Below are 21258 nucleotides of genomic sequence, written 5' to 3'. Positions count from 1 at the left end.
TTTGTAAGTTTTCTTACAAAATAGTGGCTTTTTGTCTATAGACCATCTAAACCACCGGCACCGCCGTTATGTCCGCCGACCAAATGACTGCGGGCTAGACTGCGGGCACCATCTAATTTGCTTGTCGCGTGAATAATCGCAGAAAATCCATATTTTGTCCGAATTTTATCGATAATTTTATCTAAACGTTCATCGTTTATTTGAACTTCTGGGGAAGTAAATAAATTCAATTGCTTCGCATTTGTATAAATAAGTTTTCCATAACTAATTCCTATATGACGGACAACTTGCCCCGTATAATACTTACGAAAAATAGTTAGACAGTAGTGGATTAATTCTTTTGTATTATCTGTGGCTGTAATTTTCATTTGATGAGAAAAGCTGTCTTTTTCACCACCACGACTAGTACCAATATATACAGATACACATTGGCTGAGACAATGGTGACGGCGAATGCGGGCAGCAACTTGTTCAGCCATCTCTTTTATTACAATTTCAATTTCTTTTTGATCTGTATAATCTTTTGGTAAAACTTGACTGTTGCCATAAGATTTCTCTTTGGTAGGAGGTGCTTTTTCGGCAATAATCGTGCGATCAATCCCGTTTGCATGATAGTAAAGTTGCAAACCTAAAATGCCAAAGTGACTTTTTAGGATGATGGGATCACTATTGGCCAATTGTCTAATCGTATCAATTCCTAAATTGTAAAGGCGTTTTTTCATACGGCGGCCGATGCCCCAAAAATCTGTTAGTTCAGGAATAGACCAAACTTTGGTTAAAACATCTTGGTAACGAATTTCAGCAATGAAATTAGGACTGTGTTTGGAAAAATTATCTAGTGCAAGTTTTGCCAGAAGTGGATTATCACCAATGCCAATGGACAAAATTAACCCCAATTTTTCTTTAACCTCATTTTGAATGTGGTGAGCCAAACGCATACGTTTCATATACCGTGATTCCGTCGGATCGGGATAAAATAAATTTAAAGAATGACTAACATCTAAAATGGATTCATCAATGGAATAAGGCAATAAATCTTCATCAGCCACGTATTGCTTGAAAATAGCGTTAAAACGCATATTTTCTTTAATGTACAAACTCATGCGCGGCGGCACTTTTAAAAGGTTGGGATGATCGGGTAAATTGTCAGCTCGGGTCACGTTTGTGATTCCTAATTTATTTTTTGCCGCCGGAGAAGAGGCGAGGATTAAACCGTTACCGGTATTATCTTCGCTACTCATTACGACCAAAAGCGTGGTTAAGGGGTCTAAGTTGCGCATCACGCATTCCACGGTCGCATAAAAGGATTTGACATCAATAAATAAAATATCTTGAACAATTTCTTTACGATAATCGAAGTTTGCTTCCATCGAATCACCTTCTTTCATCTTCATTATACGAACATGCGTTTGTTTTTGTAAAGCGAACAGAAAGTAAAAACTGGTTTGGCTTAGAAATGAACAGAGGCCTTATTACTTTATGTAAAAATGTAAGCGTGTTACACTTTTAATGTAGTGTTATTCATTATTTTTAGGAGGTAATGTTTTATGACCAAAGTTGGAAATGAAGTCTTGCGGCAATTAACTGCTGATCTTGAAAAAGGGCCTTTTGTCACGATTATGCTAAATACCCATGTTGCCCACCAAGATGTAGAAAAAGATCAAATCAAATTTAAAAACTTCGCCAAAGAAGCCAAAAAACGTTTTGAAAAGAAATATCCTGAAAAAGAATGGAAAAAAATTCAAGATAAAATTGATACGCTTTTAGCTGACGCTTCTTTCTGGCGTAGCGGAACAAAAAGTGTTGCCGTTTTCTTGACACCAGAAGAAACGCTTGTTCATCGCTTAAACATTGCTGTTGATGATCAGTATTATGTAGGGGACCTCCCTTACTTACTGGCTTTAATTAAGAATGGTCAGTTTAACTATACGTATTATTTATTGGCTTTAAATCGCGACTCAATGAAGTTATATTTTGTTGATAATAAAGAAATTACCGAAGTGATATTGCCAGAAGATGCGCCAATTGATGTTAAAACAGCTCTCGGAGACGAATTAACTGGCGGGAGTCTAAATTATAGCTCCCAAGGTAGTCAAACAGGCTCAAAAGAAGGTATTGCGTATCATGGTGTTAATGCCAAAGATGAAGAAGTAGAAATAGACTGGGTAAATTATTATCAAGCAGTCGATACTTTCTTTAAAGATAAATTTGACAACCCAGCAAATTATCCAATGTATTTATACGCCTTGCCAGAAAATCAAACTATGTTCAAAAAATACGCTAAAACACCGTATTACCAAGCTGATGCTGCTATTTCAGGTTCACCGGCTCAATTAGATATTAAGAAAATTAAAGAAGATTTAGGTGAAATTGCAGACACGTTATCTCAAGCTGAAATTGCTTCTTATCAAAAATTATTAGACAAAAAATTTGTTGATCAATTGCCAGATATTGCATTAGCGGCTAAAGAAGGACGCATTTCGGATTTATTTATTGCAACTTCTAATTTAGTGGACGGTTTTGGTGAAGATCCAGATACAGAATATGATCGACGACAAGTTTTGAATAATTTAGTTGCCGATGTTGTTAAAAACAGTGGCCAAGTTTTTGTTTTAGAGCAAAAAGATGCACCAGATGAAAAGAGTTTGACGGCTATCTTACGCTACTAATTCCTTTAACAGCTACGTTTTCTAGCGATTAATTTCGTAAAAAAAAGCTTTGTGCCAAAGAAATGAATTCTTTTGGCGCAAAGCTTTTTAAATTGTCTTAACAATTAGTAAAAATAAATTCGCTTTTATAAATTATTTGTGGTACAATTCTTTTTGTAGTTATTGTAAAGGTAATTAATGGCAAGCTTGTTTCATATTTAAACATCTTCCACTTTTTCACCGGATACAAGGAATTGCACAAATACGTGTGTTTCACACAAGGAGGATTTTAATATGCAAACAGGTACAGTTAAATGGTTCAACGCAGACAAAGGTTTTGGTTTCATTACAGCAGAAGACGGTAACGATGTATTCGTTCACTTCTCAGCTATCCAAGGCGACGGCTTCAAAACTTTAGAAGAAGGCCAAGCAGTAACTTTCGACGTTGAAGAAGGTCAACGTGGCCCTCAAGCAACAAACGTTACTAAAGCTTAATTAAATCTAACGTATCAGCCTGACGATTTTATCGTCAGGCTTTTTTTTGTCTAAAAACTTTAATCGCCTATTCTTCTTTTATTCACTTATGCTGGCCGCAAATTTTGCAACGGCCTTGTTAAAAAGCATGTTTTTATTTCGCGGTTATTGAAAAAATAGTATAATTTCAAAAGGGCCTTAGTTCCCATTATGAAATTTATTAGGAGATGGCTTAGGATGAACCAAAATACAACGTATGCCGTAGTGGATATCGAAACAACGGGCACAGATCCCAAGGTTGATCGCATTATCCAAATCGGCTGTGTTTTAATTAGAAATGGCCGTCTAATCAATCGTTTTGCGACAGATATTAATCCAGAAAGAAAAATTCCCAGACAAATTCAAAACCTAACGCATATTTCCAACAGCCGTGTTCAAAAAGCACCCTATTTTGAAGATGTAGCTTTTATTATTGCTGATCTATTGGCGGATACGGTTTTTGTGGCACATAATATCTTTTTTGATTACCAATTTTTAAATGCTGAACTTAAACGTTGTGGTGTGACGCCTTTAAAAATTCCCGGTATTGATACGGTTGAGTTAGCTCAAATTTTTCTGCCAGAAGAAAGCAGCTTTCGATTAAGTGATTTAGCTGAAAGTTTTGGCCTACAACATGACAATCCCCATCAAGCAGACAGTGATGCTGAAGTTACTGGTGCCTTGTTACTTTATATTGAAGCCGTGATGCGGCAGTTACCTTTAGTAACGTTAAAGACTATCAGTGAGCGGGCAACGCTTACTGCGATGCAGACAGGGGAATATATCGCCAATATCTACTTACAACAATTAAAAGAAAATCCACCTTTAGCTGCTGGCCTAGAAGTAATTGACGGAATTGTTCTAAGAAAAAAAGCAGTAACGTTATATGAAGATACTTATTATCAGACAAAGTATCCCCAAAAGAAAATACAAAAAGAAAAGCTTTATCAAAATGAGCTATCGTTTCGCAAAGAACAAGCACGGCTCATGAATTTAGTTCATCAGCACTTTACTCAAGATGAAACAAAAGACTTGCTTATTGAGGCTGCTACAGGTATGGGAAAAACGATTGGTTATTTATTACCTGCTAGTTTTCTAGCCACGCCAGAAAAACCGGTGGTTGTTAGTACAGTCTCGTTATTATTGCAAGAGCAAATCATGAAAAAAGATATTCCCTTGTTAAACCGCTTTTTAGAACAAAAATTACAAGCTGTTGTGGTGAAAAGTAAACGACATTATTTGGATTTAGCGCGATTTAAACAAACGCTAAGTAAACCAGTTTCACAAAAACAATACGCTCTTTATCAAATGGCGGTCTTGGTTTGGTTAACCAAAACGACAACAGGAGATTTCGGCGAGCTGAATTTAATTAACTTAAATCATCTTTTCTTTCAAGATGTGGCGCATCGCGGCGTGAATTACTTGTCAAAAAAATCACCTTTTTATCAGCATGACTTTTTAAAGTTTTTAAATAGTCAAATGCAAGAAAGCAATTGTTTAATTGTAAATCATGCTTTTTTGGCACAAGAAAGTTTACGAAAAGAACCATTATTACCTGAATCGCCCTATCTTATTATTGATGAAGCCCATCATTTGCCGACAATTTGTGAAAAAATTGCAGCAGAGTCATTTAACACTTTCACCTTTGAAAAGCAGGTACAATTAGCGCTTAGCGAAGAAGGGATTTTTGCCAAACTAGACGATTGGCTAGCAGAAGAAATGGCGGCCAAACACTTCATTGCATTACTGCAAGAAGAGTTAAAAGAATTAGTTGCTAGTTATGAAGTGCTGCGTGATTTATTACTACACAAATTAGCTCCAGAACAAGAAATTATAACGTCAGCAGATTTTTTAAAGTTTGATAAAAAGACTTTAAAATGTTTTAAGAAGATTGAACTCTTTTTAAAAGAAAGCAGCGAGATTAAAGCAAGCTGGCAACAATTTCTTGAAAAACGCGAATTTGCTTGGAGCACAGCGGCACAAATTGATTTTGCCACTTTAGCAGATTTGTTAGACGAATTAGAAAAACAAAAACGTATCATGCAACGATTTTGTCATGATTTTGCGCCGCGCTATACCCATTGGATTTTACGAAGTGAAAAACACCCAGGTTTAACTTTTCAAGTCACCGATTTTAATGCCGCAATTTTACCTCAAACAAAGTGGTACCCAAGGTTTGAAAAAATTGTTTACGTTGGTGGCGCGTTAAAACTTACAAAAGATCGCAACCTATTTGCCAAACGCTTAGGGATACCAACAGCAAGTTTAAAGATTGTCCCGGCTCCGTTTGATTACGCCAATCAAACGGAAATTTTAGTACCTACCAAAGCGGCCTATATACCTAAGCTTTCACCAAGTGAATACAGTGACTTTTTGGCCGAAAATTTAACGCTTTTATTAAAAGATTTTAAACGACCAGCTTTGGTATTGTTTACTTCTCACGATGTGCTACAAAAAGTATATGAGAAAATGCATCTAACATTTTTGGAAAACGGTCGAGAGATACTTGCCCAAGGTATAGGGGGCAGTCGAGATAAGTTGTTAAAACGCTTTAGTCAAAGTAATGCTGGGATTTTATTTGGGACAGATAGCTTTTGGGAAGGAATTGACTTACCAGGAGAGCAATTAGAATTAGTAATTGTGACGCGCTTGCCTTTTGAAAATCCCAAACGCCCGTTTATTCACGCGCGCTATGAGTTTTTAAATGCGATTGGCGTAGATCCTTTTAATGAAGAGTCATTACCTAATGCGATGTTGAAATTGCGACAAGCTTATGGACGGCTTATTCGTTCATCTACCGATCGGGGCGTGATGGTGGTATTAGATCGGCGTTTTGTTAACACCACTTATGGCAAAAAATTACGACAGGCAATTCCTAAAAAAGTTACAATCAGTGAAAAACCTATTTTAGAGATAGCTGCAGAGATTACAGAATTTTTAAAAGATTAGTGGATTTTTGATAATGAAAAACTTTTTATTTTGAAATCTGCTATAATTAAAAGCAATTATCACAAAAGGAGCGTCAACCTGTGAAAAAAAACTTGGCAAAAGAAGAGCGCCAGGAACTGATTTTATTTATTATTTCTGGTGTTTTAGTGGTTGTTATTGCTTTGGGTGTATTAGGCTATTTGAAGGCGCAAAGCCCCCTGCAACAAGCCAAAAAAGAAGCAACGACACTAGCAAAAAAACATACCAATTTGGTAAATGTCGACGAATTTTACTGGTACAATCGCAAGCAAACGTACTTTAGTTTAATTGGCAGTGATAAAGATGGAAAAGAAATTGCAGTCATTGTGCCAAAGTCAGGCGATAAAATTACCGTATTGCCGCAAAAAGAGGGCATTACAGCCGATAAGGCTAAAGCCTTGGTCAATAACACCTTTCATAGTCAGACGGCGAAGAAGGCTGAATTAGGCATGTATGATAAAAAACCAGTTTGGGAAGTAATGGCAACAGATAAAGAAGGCCAGATTACTTATTATTTATTGTCCTTTGAAAAAGGAGAAGAAGTAAAAGTTATTAAAGATGTGTAAGTTTTTAAAATTGTTTATTATTCCGAAAAGATTTCGGCTTAAATAACCGCTTCACGAATTTTTTAATTTTATTGAGGAGATGATGAGTATGAAATTATCGCAACGGGCCCAAAAATTAGAACCATCTGTAACGTTGGCAGCCGCAGCGAAAGCTAAAGCGCTAAAGGCAAAAGGAGTCGACGTTTTAAGTTTAACAGTAGGTGAGCCGGATTTTACTACGCCAAAAAATATTAAAGATGCGGCAATCACAGCGATTAATTCCGGTCAAGCTAGCTTTTACACGCAATCTGCTGGTATTCCAGAATTACGTCTGGCGATTGCAGACTATATGGAAAAGTACTACGACCGCAAGTATGCAATTGAAGAAATAATCGTGACCGATGGAGCAAAATATGCGCTGTACAATTTGTTTCAAGCAATTTTGGATAAAGGAGATGAGGTCATCATTCCGGTTCCATATTGGGTTAGTTATGGCGAACAAGTGAAATTGGCTGAAGGTGTTCCGGTGTATGTCGACGGTTTGTTTGAGAATGATTTTAAAGTAACTGTTGCCCAATTAGAAAAGGCAAAAACAAAAAATACCGTTGCATTAATTCTTAACTCACCATCAAATCCAACTGGGATGATTTATACAAAAGAAGAGTTAACGGCTATTGGCAATTGGGCGGTTAAAAATGATATTTTAATTGTTGCCGATGATATTTATGGCCGCTTAGTTTATGACGGAAATGAATTCACACCGATTGCGACACTATCTGAGGCGATTGCCAAACAAACGATAGTAATTAATGGCGTATCAAAGACATATGCTATGACCGGGTGGCGGATTGGTTTTGCAGTAGGGGACGAAAAAATTATTAAAGCTATGACGAACATTGCCTCGCAATCAACCAGTAATCCGACTGCTGCTAGCCAATATGCGGCTTTAGAAGCATTAAGCGGTGATCAGACTTCTGTTGAAAATATGCGGGCTGCTTTTGAAGCGCGCTTGAACAAATTATATCCGCTAGTGGCGGCAATTCCAGGTGTTGAGTTGAAAAAACCCCAAGGAGCCTTTTATCTATTTCCAAATGTTAAAAAAACAATGGAAATGTGTGGTTATGATGATGTGAATGTTTTTGTCGAAGATTTGCTGGAAGAAGGACACGTTGCCTTGGTGACAGGAGCCGGGTTTGGTGCTCCAGAAAATGTTCGGATCAGTTACGCTGCTAGTTGGGATATTTTAGAAGAAGCAGTTAGACGAATGCATAAATTTGTTGAAAACAAACGCAATAAAGATTAGAATGCTAAGGGGAAATCCTTATACTAGTAATTATTGTAAATAGAATAGGAGAGACACAAGTGGAACAAATTCAAATTATTGACGCAAAAAACCACGTTGGTGAAATTGTCACAATTGGTGCTTGGGTTGCTAACAAACGTTCTAGTGGTAAGATTGCTTTCTTACAATTACGAGATGGAACAGCATACTTTCAAGGTGTGGTAGTAAAAAGTGAAGTGCCTGAAGAAGTTTTTCAAATGGCCAAAAATTTAAATCAAGAAACTGCTATTTTAGTAACTGGCGAAATTAGAGAAGATAGTCGTTCAAAATTTGGCTATGAAATTGGTGTACAAAATGTGGAAATCATTGGTGAAAGTCATGACTATCCGATTACACCAAAAGAACATGGTACAGACTTTTTGATGGATCACCGCCATTTATGGTTACGTTCATCTCGTCAGCATGCTATCATGCAAATTCGTAACGAATTAATTCGGGCAAGTTATGAATTCTTTAATAAAGAAGGTTTTGTTAAAATTGATCCGCCAATTTTAACCGGTTCAGCACCAGAAGGAACGACCGATTTATTTGAAACAAATTATTTTGATCAAAAAGCCTACCTATCTCAATCTGGGCAACTTTATATGGAAGCTGCTGCCATGGCTTTTGGGAAAGTATTTTCATTTGGGCCGACTTTTAGAGCAGAAAAATCTAAAACACGTCGCCATTTGATTGAATTTTGGATGCTAGAACCTGAAATGGCCTTTATGCATCAAGAAGAAAGTCTAGAAGTCCAAGAACAATATGTGGCTTACTTGGTACAAAGTGTATTAGATAATTGTGATTATGCATTACATGTGTTAAAACGCGACCGTGCGGTTTTAGAAAAATATACGCAATTACCATTTCCACGTATCACTTATGATGATGCAATCAAACTATTACAAGAAAATGGGTTTGATGATATTGAATGGGGCGATGATTTTGGTTCTCCTCACGAAACTTTTATCGCTAACTCCTTTGACCGACCTGTTTTCATTTTGAATTATCCAAAAGCAATCAAACCATTTTACATGAAACCACATCCAACTAGAGAAGATTTGGTGATTTGTGCGGATATGATTGCACCAGAAGGCTATGGTGAAATTATCGGTGGCTCTGAACGGGCAACAGATTATGAATATTTACTTGAACAAATTCGCGCTCATGGTTTAGATGAAAAAGAATATTCTTGGTATTTGGATTTGCGCAAATATGGATCTGTGCCTCACGCAGGTTTTGGTTTAGGTTTAGAAAGAACCGTTACTTGGTTAGCCGGCATTGAACATGTCCGTGAAGCAATTCCATTTCCACGCTTGTTAAATCGAATTTATCCATAAAAATGAAACCGCCGCTAATTAAAAGCGGCGGTTTTTTTTTATCGGTTTGAAAAATCGTGTTTTTTAGAATTCATAAATTTATTCAAATGCAATTATTTTATTTAAGTATTTTAAACTCGAATTAAAAATTGGTATATAAGTATATACAAGTTAAAAATATTGATTTAAAGCTAATTTATCTTGATTTTAATCCAAAAGGTATGTTATCATGGGTGCAACGTAAGGAAAGAAGAGGGGTTATGAAAGTGATAGCAGAAAAATCAATCGTGTTAGGTAAACAATATATGGTACAGCCCAAAGGATTCCATCGTGCAATTTTAGCAACAGCAGCAAAAGTAGCAACAGACGGCATTGTTTTTAAAGTCGATTTTTGTGAGCTGTGTGACCGCGACCAAGTATCACAAGACAATCCCTATGTAACAGCTACTAGCTATGATGTGAAACGCGCTGTTGGGGAAAATTGTTTCTTTAGCTAATTTTATTGTGAGCTCAAACCACAGTCTTTTAGACTGTGGTTTTTTTGTAGCAAAAAAGTTGATGATCGGCAAAAGAAATTACAGCCTAACTTCAAGCAATTTCGTTGTTAAATGGTGTTTTTGAAAAATCAAAAATATCATTTAATCAAAATCCTACCGGTATTAAAAAAGCTTTTTACCAGCTGCACATCTGCTAAGTTTTTTGCCCGTGCTTTAAGGTTAATCTCCATTTTCATCAAATACAGGAATGAATTTATTAGTTAAAATGGATAAAAAAATTAATATTCCCCCAAAAGGGCAATCTTAATATGACAGTTTGTTTACAATTATTTTCAATCATTGGCTTTTCATGTACAATAGACCATAGTGTAAAAAAGGAGCAAATATGAAAACTATCAGTGCAACGGTAAAACATGGTTATCTAAAATTAATTCACGTATTAAGCCAAAGAAAAGTAGAAAAGAAGAAAATCGTTTTTTTACTTAGCTTTCCAACAACGAGCGGTATTATTTTAGAGCGCCTTGCCCCTTACTTCAAAGACGATTTAGTTATTGGTTATACTGATAATAGTGCGTCATTAGCACAAACGTATCAAAAATTTGGCTGTAAGATATATTCACTAGCGAAAAAGAAAATTTTTGCTAGCAAAATTATTGCTTTAACAAAAAACGCAGATGTCGTGTTATGTGATAATTATTTTGCTTTTTTAGCAGGACTTCAATTTTCTGAAAATACAGCGGTCTTACAACTATGGCATGCCGATGGCGCTGTGAAATCTTTTGGACTAGAGGCTAAATATGCACTAGCCGCAAGTAGTGAGGATAAAAAGCGTTATCAAGCTGTTTATGAACGTTTTACTCATTACGTGGTGGGATCAAAAAAAATGATGACTATTTTTAAAGACAGTTATCAAACAACTACGGCTGAGTTTTTACCCTTTGGTTATTTACCGACTGATATTTATTTTGATAAAAACAGTAAACAAATAAATAAAAAAAAGTTTATTGAAAAATTTGGCACAAAAAAGACGCTACTGTATGCTCCGACTTATCGTGAAAACTATGAAACACCACTATTAGATTTTGAAACATTAGCAGCAAAATTAGGGAACCAATGGCAGCTGCTTGCGCATCCGCACCCACACGATAAAGTCTTACGAGCAAAACTTGCTACGTATAAAAACGTGGTGACAGATTTTGAGACACTTTCGCTGCAGGCGCTATTGCAAAACGCTGATTGTCTAATATCTGATTACTCATCGGTTCCTTTTGAGTATGGATTGGCAAATCCTAAGGGAAAACTTATTTATTATTGTCCAGATTTTGATCAGTATAATGAAACAGTAGGACTGCAAAAAGATTTTAGTGAGTGGTTGCCAAAAGTTTTAACTACAGATGAAGCAGGGTTAATACAGCTAATCTCAGCGTACCCTTATGAAAACTTAGAGGATTTCAACAAACTTTGGAATACTTACAATAAAGGGGATGCTTGTAAACAATTGATAGAATGGATTGAAAATAGATGAGGGAAATGATTTTAGGGCTGCCCGTTGATCAAATTACGTATGAAGACATTTTAACAGATGTCCCTAAATTTTTAGAAGGTAACCAGAAAATGAGCATCATTAGTGTCAACCCGCAAATTGCGCTTGAAGCTAACAAATATCCCAGTGTAATTGATTTACTTGCCAAAAGTACACATCGCATTCCTGATGGCATCGGCGTTGTTTTAGTCTCAAAAATGACCGGTGGTAAAATTAAAGAACGCGTAGCCGGCTTTGACTTAATGGTAAAACTTTTGGAATATGCCAATAAGACACAAAAAAAGTGTTTTTTTTATGGCGCTAAACCAGAAATTTTACAAGATGCCATCAAAAATATTCAAAAAGACTATCCTAATTTGATCGTTGTAGGCAGCATTGATGGTTATACAAAAATGGATGATCATGAAATCGTGGCGGCGATGAATAAAGTAAAACCAGATTTTATATTTGTTGCTTTAGGTTTTCCCCGCCAAGAACTTTGGCTGGCAGAAAATATGGGTAGTGTCAACGCACACGTCTTTCAAGATGTCGGGGGAAGTTTTGATGTTTTAAGCGGACATGTTAAACGTGCACCAGATTTTTTTATTAAAACACATTTAGAGTGGCTATATCGCTCATTAAGCAATCCGACGCGAATTGGTCGAATTGTACAGTTACCGATTTTTGTAGTAAAAAGTTTGTGGTGGAAGATGAGGAATGGTAATGATTAAAAAAGTAATTAGTCGCATTTATCGGATTTTCTTTAATATTATTGCTAGTTTGTTTCCAGTTAAAAAAAAGTCGGTTCTTTTTGAATCCTTTAATGGCAAACTACCTTCTGATAACCCTTACTATATTTATCTCGAATTAAAAAAACAGCAACTGGATTGGGATTTAGTGTGGGGGGTAAAACCTTCCCTTTATGATAAAGCAAAAAAAGAGTTTCCTGATTTTAAGTTCATCAAGCGCTTCTCGTTAAAGTGGCTATTTTTTACACCTAGGTCCCAATTCTGGGTTTTTAATGCGCGTATGCCCCATTGGTTGAAAAAGAACAAAGGAACAACCTATATCCAGACTTGGCATGGAACCCCCTTAAAAAAATTGGGATTAGATATTGAAACGGTATCGATGCCGGGAACAGATAATTCAGTATACAAAAGAGAATTTATCTTTGAATCCTCACGCTGGGATTATTTAATTGCTCCAAATGAATATTCCAAAAAAATATTTAAGCGGGCTTTTGGCTTTAAAAATAAGTTTCTTGATACTGGCTATCCACGAAATGATATTTTGGTACAAAAAAAGAACGATGACAATTATAAGAGACAGCTAAAGAAGAGAATCCTTGGTAAGGAAGACGGTCGTGTTATTCTTTATGCACCAACATGGCGAGATGATTATTTTATTAGCAAAGGAAATTACAAATTTTATATGCCTTTTGATTTGGAGCAGATAGTTTCAATATTGAACCCAAGCGATATATTTATTATTCGACCACACTATTTGGTGGGAGATACTATTGACATTACTGGATTTGAAAGAAATGTTAAAGTCTGTCTAGAAGAAGACATCAATGAACTGTATTTAATTAGTGATATGATGATTACGGACTATTCTTCTGTTATGTTTGATTATGCGATATTAGAACGTCCAATGATGTTTTATCCATATGATATTGAGCATTATCAAGAAGAATTAAGAGGTTTTTATTTTGATTATAATGAAGTACCGGGCCCTATAGTTACGGATACACCTAGTTTTTATGAACAATTAAAATATTTTTGTAGAACTGGACTTTCGCGAGAACATGAAGGAAAAATACAAGCTTTTAATCTGATGTTTGCCGGTTGGGAGCTTGGTGATGCATCTCAAAAAGTTAGTCAAATTGTTAAAAATTAATATGAACTAAATAAAGTTGAAAAATTTATATGATTGCTTTGATGACAGTGATTATCTTATTTTTAGAAATTGAGGAAAAAATATGAGTTTAAAAAGTTTTGTTAAGCAGACGGTTATTGATTTTGCGAGAATCTCTTTTTCAAAAAGAACACGAATTCAAACATTGTATGCAAAATACTATCAATCTCCGATTGTCAAAAATACGATTTTATACGAGGTAAGGGACGGGGGATCAATTGTAGATTCGCCATTGGCTTTATTTAATTTCCTTATTGGCGATAGTCGATTTGAATCATATCACCACATATGGGTGATAAATGATAAAGATAACCCAAAAGCAAAATATTTTAAAGATCAATTTCCAAATAGAGTCAGTATAGTAGAAAGAAATTCAAAAGAGTATTTACGTTGGTTAGCTACAGCACACTATCTAGTTAATAATGCTACTTTTCAGGGTTTCTTTTCCAAAAGAGAGGAACAAGTCTATATCAATACTTGGCATGGAACGCCACTAAAATTAATGGGATTTGACATCCCTGGTGATCTTTCTCATTCACATAATGTATTGCGGAATTTTTTAATGACTGACTATATTTTATCTCCTAATAGCCATACATCACATATTTTTAGTCAAAGCTATCGCTTAGCCGGAATTTATGAAGGAAAGATTCTAGAAGGTGGTTACCCTAGAATTGATGCTACACTTCAGAATGATAGGAAGGTAATTTTTGCAGAGTTAGCTACTAATAATTTATTCCTCGATGTGAATTTACCGACAATTTTATACACACCTACTTGGAAGGGGACTTCAATAACTGAACCAAATAACGATCAGGAACAAATAATTCAAGAATCTTTATTACTAAAAAATAAGTTGGCAGGTAAATACAATTTTTTACTTAAGGTTCACCCATATTTGTATCAAAGTTTAAAAAATAATCCGAAAATTAAAGACATGCTTGTCCCAGATTTTATAGATGCAAATGCTTTAATGGCCGGTGTAGATTTGTTAATTACAGACTATTCGAGTATCTTTTTTGATTTTCTTGTGACTGATCGACCTATTATTTTTTATGCATGGGATCGCGATCTTTACCAAAATCAAAGAGGAATGTACTTATCAGAAGATACGTTACCTGGTCCAATTGTTGAGAATATCGATGAGCTTTTATTGACAATTGAAAATTTATCTGAGGTATCAAAGAAGTATCAGAGTAAATACAATGCATTTAAAATCAAGTTCGTTCCCTATGATGATGGCAATACTACTGAAAAATATGTAAATCGAATTTTTTTTAATCAGTCTCAAAAGGAAATAAAAGAAATTTCGTTAACAGATCGTAAAAAAAAGTTGTTAATTTATCCAGGCCGTTTAAAGAAAAACGGTATAACCTCTAGCTTCATGAATTTACTTAAAAATATTGATTATAAAAAATATGATGTTTCAATACTTCTGGGAAAAGGTTTGTCAAATGAAGAAGAAAATGTAATCAACAATATTCCTAAACAGGCACGACTATTATTTATACCAAACGGAAAGCTTTATAAAAGATCTGACTATTTTAGAGAAAATGTTTTCAAGTCTTTTGGAAAGTTCAAATTTTTAAGAAATATTTATCCTAAATTTTCTTACTATCAAGACTCCAGAAGAATTGTAGGTGGAGTCTTCTTTGATGCTGCAATTGATTTTAGTGGTTATAGTTTTTATTGGGCAAGAATAATTTGCAATATGCCTGCGACAAAAAAAATAATTTATCAGCATAATGATTTGTTGAGTGAATCTGAAAAAGTGATTGATGGCAAGAAAGTCCACAAAAATAACCTTGCAGGGGTATTTCTACTTTATCGCTATTTTGATCGAATTTTAAGCGTGTCTGAAGAAACAATGGAAGTGAACAGGATAAAATTAGCAAAATATGTTAAAGCAACGCAGTTAGGTTATGCTAATAATTTGTTAGATATCGATAAACTATTGAATTTAAACCAAACTGATACCAATGACGATAAAATCTCCGAAAATTCTCTGAATTTTAAAAGATATACGGCAAAAATAAAAGAATCTGGGAATTATTTAATTGCTAAAAATTTGAACAATCTTACGCAGAATAGATTTGAAAAGTTGAAAATATTTGGTGATAGTAGAGTTTATGTTGTGGCAACCATACTCCTGAACAAAAAAAGATACGCTAAGATTACGGTTAATGGAATTTATGTTGGGTGGATAGATTTAGATTTATTAAGTATAAAAGTAACATTTGAAGTTAAGTTTAAATCAGTCTATCAATTAGTAACAATTTCTAAAAGTCTGGACGGTTTTATTTATTCCAGCCCTGCTGAAAATAGTAAAAAAGTGTCACCATTAAGCTACCTGGACAAAACATATGTTGGAGTGAATCGAATTGCTATAACAGAGGCAGGCAATTACTCTTTAATTCAGACATACGACGGAGAAGTTGGATGGGTAGAGCAAAAATTTGTAACCAATATCCATGATATGCGTAAATTTTCTTTTTTACGTAATTATTTAATCCGTAAAAATAAAATACAAATTTCTCAAGAATTTGACGAAAAATTCAGAAATGGGGTTCTTATTGGACAACCAGCTGTTGTTTTATCAGATGACGAAAAAAAAATTCCTAACGTTCCAGTAGATATTGATTTAACTAATTACGTTGGACATACTCTTACAATTACAAAACGAATTGTAATTCAAGAAAAAGAGTTGTTTTTAACGAATTTCAATTCTTTAATGCTATGGGTATCTTCTGATGCGGTTAAATTAATAAAAGACGTCTCTGTGTGCTCCAAAAAGAGAAATGAAGAAAATTTACAGGACATAAGTGGTAATGCAATTGACAACATTAATCCAAACAACTTTAATATGATTACAATGGGAAGATTTTCTCCTGAAAAGAATCAATTGAATCTTATTCGGGCATTTAAATATTTGACAAAAGAGCATGAAAACATCAAATTATTTATCCTTGGTGAAGGCGACTTGAAAAACGATATACAAAATTTAATCAGAGAGTTGGATCTTCAAAACGCAGTATATTTATTAGGCCATAGAAAAGACCCATTTTCAATTATGAAAAAATGTGACTTGTTTATTTTGCCTTCAATTTACGAAGGACAGCCTATGGTATTATTAGAAGCTCTAACCCTCGGAATGAACGTTATAGCTACTGATATTCCAGCTAATCGTTCTGTATTGCAAAATAAGTACGGAGGTTATATCCATGGAACGAATGTTCAGTCACTTGAAGAAGGAATTGAAGCTTACCTTAAAGATAAAGTGAGCTATGCCAAATTTAATGCACAAGCTTATAATTACGATGCTATAGTAATGTTTTATGAAAATTTGAAATAGATTTTAAAATTATTGATAATAAGTGACTATCATTTGAAGGGTGAAAATGAATGAAATTAAAAAATATTTTTGAAAAAAAACAAAATGTTTCCTTACAGCTCTCTACTTGGTTTGCTGAAGACTACGAAAACGAAAATATTGATGATAATTTGATTTTTTATGAAAGTCGTGACGGTCAAAGTGCAATTGATTCTCCTGCCGCGATTTTTGAGTATTTAATAGTTAATCCAGAATTCAAAAATTTTAAACATGTGTGGTGTAAAACGGATTTATTGGATGAATCTTCACTAGGCGCACTATTTCATTTGCCTAATGTAGAATTTGTAGAGCGAAATACAAGAGAGTATGTTAAAGTCCTTTCTTCTGCAAAATATTTAATTAACAACGCTACTTTTCAATCTTTTTTTATTCCTAAGAAAGAGCAAATTTGTATTAACACATGGCACGGTACCCCACTTAAAAAAATGGGATATGATATTCAAGATGGAAATCCGGCGGGACTTCAAAATGTTGTTCGAAATTTTTTGTTTTCAGACTATCTGATTAGTCCAAACTCACATACCACTAAAATGTATACAGAAAGTTTTAAGCTGGATGGTATTTTTCCGGGAGAAATATTGGAGTTTGGCTATCCTAGAATTGACGTCACGTTAAATACAAAATCAGAGAATAGTGTGCAAGCATTAATTAATGCAGGGATAAAAATGGATACTGGAAAACAAACAGTATTGTATTGCCCTACTTGGAAGGGGAGTTCCATTACCAAGCCAACTGATTCAATTGAGCAAATAATTGCAGAAAGTAACTTGTTAAGAGCAAAAATAGGCAATAAATATAATGTTTTGATTAAAGTACATCCTTATCTATATAAAAAAGCAATTGAATATTCAGATCTTACTGCATACATGGTGCCAGATGAATTTGATCCTAACTTTGTTATGGCAGGTGTTGATGTTTTGTTGACGGACTATTCTAGTATTTTCTTTGATTTTCTAGTAACGAATAAACCTATTCTTTTTTATTGTTGGGATAAGGATTTGTATAGTAATGAACGAGGTCTTTATTTTGGAGAAGAGATATTTCCAGGACCGGTATTAGAAACAATGGATGAGGTTATTGAAAGCTTTAATAAATTGTCTGATATTTCTACCACATATCAAGAGAAATATCAAAGAGCGAAAGAATTATTTTGTCCATACGATGATGGTAATGTAACTAAATCAGTCGTTGAATACATTTTTAAAGATAATCTACTAGAAAATAGAAACGTAGTTAAGTGCAAATCAGAAAAGAAAAAGTTGCTTTTTTACGTTGGTGGGATGAACAATAATGGTATAACTAGCAGTTTGATAAATTTACTTAAAAATATCGATTATAGTAAATACGATGTTACCTGTTTTTCTGGTTATCCCAAAAAGAAAGTACAAATTGATAATATCTTATCAATTCCTAATGAATGCAGATTCATTTATAAACCTGGTTATGCAATTTTAACCAAAGAAGAAAATGATTATGTTAATAAATTGTTTGCTTCAAAAAATTTACAAAAAATTACATCTGACTCTTTTCCTTGGCATTCATTTGAAAGAGAAGCTAAAAGAATTTTTGCTAACTTACATTTTGATGTTGCCATTGATTTTAGTGGATATAGCCATTATTGGGCCAAATATATTGCTGCTAGTAATGCTGATAAAAAATTGTGTTATATGCATAGCGACATGATTGCTGATAGAGATAGAGAAGTAAATGGCATAAAGATACATTTTAGACCATTGTCTTTAATTTTTACGATGTATGCTAAATTTGATCAATTAATCACAGTATCACCAATCATGGAACAAATTAATGCAGATAAACTTAAATACTATGTTGATCCAGAAAAAATTACGAACGTTCTGAATAGTTTAGATTTAGTTAAACTTTTCGACAGTCCCTTAAAAATCATTGAGAATAATTCATTAATTACAAAAATGAAGATAAATATAGTTCCTCATATTAAAGCATTTAAGGTATTTGATAAATATGATAGTGTTGATTTTGAAATATATACTTTTAGCGAAGCAGATGAAATCAGCACGATTGCTTACTATGAAGACGATGAGAAAAAATTAAGTCGCTATAAAATCTTAATTAATGATATTTATTTCGGTTGGTGTGATGCAGGAGAGTTTGATAAAAAATATCCTACAGTGGAAACAGAAACTGATATAAATCTATATGGCTATATTCGAGCAAAAAGTAAAGCAATTGTTTGGATTGATTTACCTACTCATGAGACAGCTAGAAAAGTGGGTGATGTAAAAAATTATCGTTATCTGCTTGTTCATTTGAATAAAATGATTACTTTATCTGATGACTCAATATATTATCAAATGGAAATTAATAATGAAACGATTGGTTGGGTGAATGATTCTGCACTCAAAATTACTGATAAATCATTAGGTCTTAGAAAAATGAAAAATCGTTTTACGAATAGACATAAGATTGTGTCTTTGAAGGATAGAATATGTGAAACGGTCAATGAAGTTGGCTTTGCTAGAATAGTAGACTTTCCAGAAAGTGATAACTGGGCTGAGGCAGTTCAGAATAAGGAGCTTGAAATTGTTGAAGACAAAAACAAAATCTATAATTATTCACTAAAAGTAAAAAATCGTTATGGAATTTACTACCGACTTTGGTCAGAAAACGAGCTTATTGGATATGTAAATGAAGTAAACCTTGATTTCGTTAGTGAATTTGCAGAGATATCTAGAGAATCGTTTTTGGGAAAAGCTACATTATTGTCTGGAAATTTTGTTATCGGGAAACTGCCAGATAATGAAATAGAAACTGTTAAAGATGAAATAACTGTTTATTTAGTGGAAAAAATTTTTACAACTGTGGGCATTTTTTATAAAGATTCTGAAGGACGTTTTGTACAAGAAGAGGAAATAGTAATTGATGAACTTTTTGGAAAAATTGACCTTACGAAGCGGTTTGTCTCTTTTCCAGATGATAAAGATTCGTATTATAATATTATAACAATGGGTAGACTTTCTCCTGAAAAGCAACAAGATAAGCTCATTATGGCCTTTGCAAAAGCGCTAAAAGAGATTCCGCAACTTCGGTTATACCTTCTAGGTGATGGTCCAATGAGAAAAGAATTAATTGATTTAGTTGATCGGTTAAAATTAAATGATTCAATCTTTTTATTAGGACATTTAAATAACCCATTTCAGATATTAAAAAATTGCCAGCTATTTACTTTGACATCAGCATATGAAGGACAGCCAATGGTATTGTTAGAAGCAATGGCACTTCAAGTTCCAGTTGCTACAACAAGAATTCCTGCTACTGAATATGTTTTGGATAGTGGTAGAAAAGGGCTGTTAGCAAAAGATAACTCTATAGAAGGTATAGCTGAAATGATTGTGTTAGCTTATAAAACTCATATTCAAGCGGCCGAATTTGATCCGATTGTGTATAATCAGGAAGCCATGAAGATGTTTTATAGTAAATTAATATAAAGGAGATCGATATTTATGAAGTATTTAATTACGGGAGGAGCAGGGTTTATTGGCTCCTCACTAGCTAAAGAATTAATAAAAAATGGCCATGAAGTAACTGTTATTGATGATTTATCAATGGGCAAAAAAGAAAATCTGGATATTGAACGAATTCATTTTGTTGAAGGTGATATTCGCAACAAAGAATTAATGGAAAAATTATTTAATGAGACACAGTTTGATTATGTATTTTTATTAGCTGCAATTGCAAGTGTCGCAGATTCAATACAACGACCAATAGAGACGCATGAGGTGAATTTGGATGCTAATTTAAATATTTTAGAGCTAATAAAAGAGAAACAAAAAAATATCAGAAGAGTGGTTTTTGCATCGTCTGCCGCAGTATATGGTGACGACCCAAGTTTACCTAAAAAAGAAAATTCTCAAATAAAGCCACTGTCGCCTTACGCAGTTGATAAGTTTGCTTCGGAACAATTTGTACTACTTTATAATGATTTATATAATGTTCCTGGTTCAGCGGTTAGATTTTTTAATGTATATGGGATGAATCAAAATCCCCAATCGCCATATTCAGGAGTATTATCTATTATAACAGATCGATATAAGCAAAAAGTAGCTGGAGAAAATGCTATTTTTAATGTCTTTGGCGATGGAAAACAAGAGCGTGATTTTGTCTTCATTGATGATGTAGTTCAAGCTCTTATTCTGGTATCAGAGTCTAAAAATTCTCGTGGAAACGTATATAATGTCGGAACGGGAAAGGCAACCTCTTTAAATAAAATTATCTCTATTTATGATGATTATTTTCAATCTAGCTTGAAAATAAATTATTTGCCAACTAGAGAAGGTGATATCCGTTATTCATACTCAAATATAGATAAACTAAAATCGCTAGGGTTCACTCCAAAATATTCCGTAGAAAATGGTATTAAATTATATTTGGAAAACGAATTATAAAATTTCAATTTATTGACTGATATCCCGTATTATAAACTCTAACGTAGTACATGTAATTCATTTTAGTTTTCAATGATTTTTTTAGTGTTCTCTCAAAAATGGCTATTTAATATTGAGGGAACATTTTTTTGTATAAAGATATTAACTTTTTGTTATTCTCATCGTAAAATGTATATGGTGTTAGTATTAAATCT

14 protein-coding genes are annotated in these 21258 nt (G+C 34.0%); 13 read left to right on the top strand and 1 reads right to left on the bottom strand.

The features are described from left to right. Nucleotides 1–35: 35 nt before the first annotated feature. Nucleotides 36–1370, bottom strand: a complete 1335-nt coding sequence (locus JZO76_RS04975) for a Y-family DNA polymerase (protein ID WP_206903164.1) — start codon at nt 1368–1370, stop codon at nt 36–38. A gap of 177 nt (nt 1371–1547) precedes the next feature. On the opposite strand from JZO76_RS04975, the gene JZO76_RS04970 reads away from it, so the two are divergent. From JZO76_RS04970 to JZO76_RS04910, 13 genes are all read left to right on the top strand, one after another. After that, the gene (locus tag JZO76_RS04970) at nt 1548–2669 is read left to right on the top strand and encodes a hypothetical protein (protein ID WP_206903084.1); all 1122 of its coding nucleotides are present in this window, start codon (nt 1548–1550) and stop codon (nt 2667–2669) included. Between the two features lie 273 nt (nt 2670–2942). Then, nucleotides 2943–3143 carry a cold-shock protein gene (locus JZO76_RS04965; RefSeq protein ID WP_206903083.1) on the top strand — a complete coding sequence of 67 codons (201 nt, stop codon included), beginning with the start codon at nt 2943–2945 and terminating at the stop codon, nt 3141–3143. A gap of 216 nt (nt 3144–3359) precedes the next feature. Continuing rightward, nucleotides 3360–6110: a helicase C-terminal domain-containing protein gene (locus JZO76_RS04960; RefSeq protein ID WP_206903082.1), complete on the top strand. Its 2751-nt coding sequence runs from the start codon at nt 3360–3362 to the stop codon at nt 6108–6110. An 80-nt stretch (nt 6111–6190) separates the two neighbouring features. After that, the gene (locus JZO76_RS04955; RefSeq protein WP_206903081.1) at nt 6191–6694 is read left to right on the top strand and encodes a DUF5590 domain-containing protein; all 504 of its coding nucleotides are present in this window, start codon (nt 6191–6193) and stop codon (nt 6692–6694) included. A gap of 88 nt (nt 6695–6782) precedes the next feature. Further along, nucleotides 6783–7976, top strand: a complete 1194-nt coding sequence (locus JZO76_RS04950) for a pyridoxal phosphate-dependent aminotransferase (protein WP_206903080.1) — start codon at nt 6783–6785, stop codon at nt 7974–7976. Nucleotides 7977–8035: 59 nt separating this feature from the next. After that, the gene (asnS, locus tag JZO76_RS04945) at nt 8036–9334 is read left to right on the top strand and encodes an asparagine--tRNA ligase (RefSeq protein WP_206903079.1); all 1299 of its coding nucleotides are present in this window, start codon (nt 8036–8038) and stop codon (nt 9332–9334) included. 128 nt (nt 9335–9462) lie between these two features. Then, a complete protein-coding gene (locus tag JZO76_RS14150) occupies nt 9463–9810 on the top strand; it encodes a hypothetical protein (protein ID WP_242595794.1) in 348 nt (115 codons plus the stop codon). 385 nt (nt 9811–10195) lie between these two features. Next, on the top strand, nt 10196–11335 hold the full coding sequence (locus JZO76_RS04935) for a CDP-glycerol glycerophosphotransferase family protein (protein WP_206903078.1): 1140 nt from the start codon (nt 10196–10198) through the stop codon (nt 11333–11335). Continuing rightward, a complete protein-coding gene (locus tag JZO76_RS04930) occupies nt 11332–12063 on the top strand; it encodes a WecB/TagA/CpsF family glycosyltransferase (protein WP_206903077.1) in 732 nt (243 codons plus the stop codon). Before JZO76_RS04935 ends, JZO76_RS04930 begins: the two co-directional genes overlap by 4 nt. After that, the gene (locus JZO76_RS04925; protein ID WP_206903076.1) at nt 12056–13231 is read left to right on the top strand and encodes a CDP-glycerol glycerophosphotransferase family protein; all 1176 of its coding nucleotides are present in this window, start codon (nt 12056–12058) and stop codon (nt 13229–13231) included. The genes JZO76_RS04930 and JZO76_RS04925 overlap by 8 nt, the downstream gene beginning before the upstream one ends. Before the next feature lie 82 nt (nt 13232–13313). After that, nucleotides 13314–16601: a CDP-glycerol glycerophosphotransferase family protein gene (locus JZO76_RS04920; RefSeq protein WP_206903075.1), complete on the top strand. Its 3288-nt coding sequence runs from the start codon at nt 13314–13316 to the stop codon at nt 16599–16601. Between the two features lie 50 nt (nt 16602–16651). Beyond that, complete coding sequence (locus JZO76_RS04915) at nt 16652–20107, top strand: CDP-glycerol glycerophosphotransferase family protein (RefSeq protein WP_206903074.1); 3456 nt, start codon at nt 16652–16654, stop codon at nt 20105–20107. A gap of 15 nt (nt 20108–20122) precedes the next feature. After that, nucleotides 20123–21064 (top strand): NAD-dependent epimerase/dehydratase family protein, encoded by a 942-nt coding sequence (locus JZO76_RS04910; RefSeq protein WP_206903073.1) that lies wholly within the window; start codon nt 20123–20125, stop codon nt 21062–21064. The last annotated feature ends 194 nt before the right edge of the window (nt 21065–21258 follow it).

Origin of the sequence: Candidatus Enterococcus myersii (assembly GCF_017316025.1) — a bacterium.
GTDB lineage: Bacteria > Bacillota > Bacilli > Lactobacillales > Enterococcaceae > Enterococcus_C > Enterococcus_C montenegrensis.
The sequence above is the reverse complement of the archived record's forward strand: the minus strand, read 5'-3'. Positions and strand labels throughout refer to the sequence as shown.

What these genes read in the sequence shown, in the direction of transcription:
- JZO76_RS04975 (WP_206903164.1), bottom strand. Translation starts at nt 1,370, where the DNA reads ATGGAAGCAAACTTCGATTATCGTAAAGAAATTGTTCAAGATATTTTA.
- JZO76_RS04965 (WP_206903083.1), top strand. Translation starts at nt 2,943, where the DNA reads ATGCAAACAGGTACAGTTAAATGGTTCAACGCAGACAAAGGTTTTGGT.
- JZO76_RS04950 (WP_206903080.1), top strand. Translation starts at nt 6,783, where the DNA reads ATGAAATTATCGCAACGGGCCCAAAAATTAGAACCATCTGTAACGTTG.
- JZO76_RS04920 (WP_206903075.1), top strand. Translation starts at nt 13,314, where the DNA reads ATGAGTTTAAAAAGTTTTGTTAAGCAGACGGTTATTGATTTTGCGAGA.
- JZO76_RS04910 (WP_206903073.1), top strand. Translation starts at nt 20,123, where the DNA reads ATGAAGTATTTAATTACGGGAGGAGCAGGGTTTATTGGCTCCTCACTA.
- JZO76_RS04960 (WP_206903082.1), top strand. Translation starts at nt 3,360, where the DNA reads ATGAACCAAAATACAACGTATGCCGTAGTGGATATCGAAACAACGGGC.
- JZO76_RS04925 (WP_206903076.1), top strand. Translation starts at nt 12,056, where the DNA reads ATGATTAAAAAAGTAATTAGTCGCATTTATCGGATTTTCTTTAATATT.
- JZO76_RS04935 (WP_206903078.1), top strand. Translation starts at nt 10,196, where the DNA reads ATGAAAACTATCAGTGCAACGGTAAAACATGGTTATCTAAAATTAATT.
- JZO76_RS04915 (WP_206903074.1), top strand. Translation starts at nt 16,652, where the DNA reads ATGAAATTAAAAAATATTTTTGAAAAAAAACAAAATGTTTCCTTACAG.
- JZO76_RS04930 (WP_206903077.1), top strand. Translation starts at nt 11,332, where the DNA reads ATGAGGGAAATGATTTTAGGGCTGCCCGTTGATCAAATTACGTATGAA.
- JZO76_RS04970 (WP_206903084.1), top strand. Translation starts at nt 1,548, where the DNA reads ATGACCAAAGTTGGAAATGAAGTCTTGCGGCAATTAACTGCTGATCTT.